The following is a 3,176-nucleotide window of genomic DNA, read 5'->3' as shown; positions in this document are numbered from 1 at the left end:
CGCGCCGCCGCGGCGACCTGGCGGCGGCGCGCGAGTACCTCGGCACCTGGCTGGACTGGCATCTGCGGGCCGGGTCGCATTTCGGCGCCGCCCTGATCCTCGCCGAACTGGGCTTCACCGCCGAACTCGCCGGTGACGCCGGCGAAGCCGAGCGCCAGCACCTGCGTGGACTCGCCTGCGCCCTGCGTACCGGCGACCCTCGTGCCCACGCACTCGCGCTGGAAGGCCTGGCCGGAGCCCGGTCGCTCGCCGGATCTTCCGCCCACGCCGCGCGGCTACTCGGTGCCGCCGATGCGCTGCGTCGGTCCACCGGCGCCCCGCTGCCCGAGGCCGAACGCGGCGACGTCGACCGCATCGAGGCACGCATCCTCGCCGACATCGGAACGAACCAGTTCGCCGACAACCTCGCCGAGGGTGAGCGAGCCGAACCCTCGACCCTGCACCTCGCGCAAGTCCCGAACCTGCCCTGAGCCCACTGCGGACGCTGTCGACCGACCTCGATCGCCCGACCGCCTCGAGTAGGCCCTGAGTCCGTCCGAAGCCCTCCCGGGCACGGTGAATCCATGACTCACACCGTGACCGACAGCCCCGATCCCTCGGTGACCGACCACGTCCGCCGCTACCTCGCCACCGACGGGCCTGCCGGCTTCCTCGACGGCGGCACCACCGACCTCGTCCTCACCACCGTCGGCCGCCGCGCCGGCGTGCGCGTCGAGGAGCGGTAGTAAACAACCGCACCCGCGCCCACGTGCACACGTTCGCCGATATCAAACCCGATTTCGACGCCATCGTCGGCGCCGTCAACTACGCGACCATGACCACCGTCGACGCCAAGGGACGCCCACGGTCGCGCGTCCTGATTCCGGTCTGGGAAACCGATACCGACCACCCGGCGGGCTGGCTCGGAACCTACCGCACACCGGTGAAGGCCGCCCATATCGCGGGAAATCCGCATGTGACGTTCTCCTATTGGAGCCCGGCACAGAACACCGTCGCCGTCGACGCGGTCGCCGAATGGACCGATGACCCCGGCGAGCGCGCACACGTGTGGGACCTGTACCGGCACGGCAGTCCACCCGGCGCCGGCTACGACCCCGGACAGTTCTGGCAGGGTGCCGACGACCGGGCCTTCCAGGTACTTCGCCTCACGCCGTGGCGCATCCAGGTGCTGCGGCGACAAGATCTGGTCAGCGGAATTCCGGCACGTCTCTGGCGCGGCCAACTCCAGGGGGATTGACAGATCCGGCGGCGAACGTGGTCGTTCATCGTCGGACCTGACGGGACTGGACGTCCGTACAGGTCACGGCGCGATTCTTCGTGACGGGTACCAATACCCATCGGCACTTCCATCAGGAAGGATCTCTGCCCGAATTGCGCGAATCGGACGATTTCCTTGCCGTAGGAAATGAGTGGAGCTACGTTACCCCCATCACAACAGAGATCTGATTGTGATCCACATCCCGGCCGACGGTACGACCATTTTCCGGCGGGATGCTTACCGATCATGCAAGGAGATTCACCATGGGTTCGCTGACGGAAATAATGATGGCCGCAATTGCGGGACTGGGCTCGATGGTCGAGGGCGACGGCCTTCTCGCGGTCTTCCTCGGCTCGGTCGAGGCCTTCTTCCCGTAAACGCGCCACCCGGCCAGAGATAATTTTTTCATCACCCGAGGAGAAGACACATGGGATCCCTGTACGAATTGATGGCGACCGGCGCAGGCAGCTTGAGCGACGCCGTCCTGCCTTTCATTCAGGCGCTGATCACGGTCAGCGGCGGTACGCCGACGCCAGGTAAGTAATACACGGCAACACAGTCGGGGGCGGGCCGTTGACGGTCCGCCCCCGACCCATTCCTACCCACCATCCACGCCTGTGTCAACGCGTCATTTCAATAGCTGATCGACATGATTCACACCGGGTCTGCGTCGGAAAAAGAGGATGACCGACGTCGGCCCGATCGCCGGACATCCAGCACAGCGGCGAACCGCTCGACAACAGACAGCTACGGAACTACGGCCATTTCGCCCGATGCGGCCAGAACCCCTCATCGAAGAACCTCACGCCGCAAGCCACCGGCCCCAGCCGCCCAGCCTCACCGAACCATCGCAGATCAGACTGTCCAGAACCAATATCAACCCCCCTTGACATACCGGTGGCGAACGGGATCGTTCGCGGCCAGATCCCTGTTTACTGTGCCAGACAGTCGCAGTAACTACAGGTCACACGCAGTCCGGACAGAGAAGATGGCAACCGCCGAGCAGCTTCCATCGGGAATGAAAAAAATGAACGATTCACGGTGAGTGAAACATCGCCTTGCCACACATCTGCGACGGCGCTACGTTACCGGCATCACATCAGTTACCGATGGTGATAACCACCCGAAGCGAGGGGGCCACCCCAGTTCCGGGGGCTAGACAACAGCGCAAGGAGATACATCATGGGCTCATTCGATGAGCTGCTACTCGGCGTACTGGGCGGAATGGCGTCCGCGAACTCGGGCGACCTCCTGCTCGGGACTTTCCTGGGCTCGGTGGAAGCGTTCTTCCCGTAACCCGACAACCCGTCGGCACCGTCGATTCAGCCCAGATGCTGAATTTCCCCATATTCAGGAGTAACACGTGGGATCCTTTTACGAATTGTTCGCGACGGGGATGGCCAGCCTCGGCAACGGCGCGCTGCCGTTCGTCGACGCCCTGATCAGCCTGAGCGGCGGCACGCCCATCGGCGGCGCATAACCACTGGCCGAGGGGGGCAATCGCCGTCGATTCCCGACACTTCACAGCCATTTATCCGGCTGTGATCAGACCTTTCACACGAGCAAGGAGTTTTACGATGGGTTCACTGACCGAGATCATGATGGCCGCCATCGCCGGACTGGGTTCCGCGGCCGAAGGCGACGGCCTGCTCGCCGCCTTCCTGGGTTCGGTAGCAGCCTTCTTCCCGTAAACCCGGCCCACATCGGCACTTCGGCTCGTTCACCGAGCCTGATCCACCTCATCACCAGGAGTTAGACATGGGTTCCCTCTACGAACTGATGCAGACCGGCGCCGGCAGCCTTAGCGACGCGGCTCTGCCCTTCATCCAGGCGCTGATCAGCGTGAGCGGTGGCACGCCCACCCCGGGCAAGTAGATCCAGCGCAGGTAGTTCAGCGCGGAAGCGGGGCCGGCCACGG

General features: G+C 64.5%; 2 protein-coding genes and 1 pseudogene. All 3 read left to right on the top strand.

Going from position 1 to position 3,176, the window contains the following annotated elements:
* A pseudogene (locus ACWGCN_RS35750) lies at positions 1-470 on the top strand (AfsR/SARP family transcriptional regulator); the annotation flags it as partial.
* A 93-nt stretch (positions 471-563) separates the two neighbouring features.
* Positions 564-725, top strand: a complete 162-nt coding sequence (locus ACWGCN_RS35745) for a hypothetical protein (RefSeq protein ID WP_452460499.1) — start codon at positions 564-566, stop codon at positions 723-725.
* 23 nt (positions 726-748) lie between these two features.
* Complete coding sequence (locus ACWGCN_RS35740; protein ID WP_452460498.1) at positions 749-1,237, top strand: pyridoxamine 5'-phosphate oxidase family protein; 489 nt, start codon at positions 749-751, stop codon at positions 1,235-1,237.
* Positions 1,238-3,176 lie beyond the last annotated feature (1,939 nt).

The sequence above is a fragment of the Nocardia sp. NPDC055050 genome (genome assembly GCF_053608345.1).
This window is presented reverse-complemented; position numbering and strand designations above follow the sequence as displayed.